At 54.0% G+C, this 454-nt stretch carries 1 protein-coding gene; it reads right to left on the reverse strand.

Going from position 1 to position 454, the window contains the following annotated elements; all coding sequences use genetic code 11:
- A partial coding sequence (locus ACI1P1_RS28935) for a DNA-directed RNA polymerase subunit alpha (RefSeq protein WP_416220128.1) occupies positions 1-441 on the reverse strand: 441 nt, incomplete at its 3' end.
- Between the last annotated feature and the right edge of the window lie 13 nt (positions 442-454).

Here is a 454-nt window from a genome sequence, read left to right on the forward strand (position 1 = left end):
GGGGGTATCCTCCCGCTTGTTCTTATCCGCAGATACGTATCCCCGGCCTCTATTCGCATGAATGCGCATATGCAGGCGGGCATCGGTTGACAGCGTAGCAATGAGAAGGTCCGGGTTCAGGATTTCCACGTCGCTGTCCGTACGGATATCGCCGGCAAAAACCTGACCTTCCCCTTCTGCATCGATCTCGAGAACTTTTTCTTCGTCGGAATGAATCTTTAACGATAGACCCTTCAGGTTCAGGATAATCTCTGTTACGTCTTCAACAACTCCGGGAATCGTGGAGAACTCATGCAGCACGCCGTCGATATGAACGGAAGTGACAGCAGCCCCCGGCAAGGAGGACAGAAGAATCCGGCGCAGAGAGTTACCGAGCGTCGTGCCGTATCCGCGCTCAAGCGGTTCGACCACGAATTTACCATACGTGCCGTCATCGTGGATCGTTACGGTCTCT

This window comes from Paenibacillus mesotrionivorans, from assembly GCF_046098205.1.
Taxonomy (GTDB): Bacteria; Bacillota; Bacilli; order Paenibacillales; family NBRC-103111; genus Paenibacillus_AR; species Paenibacillus_AR mesotrionivorans.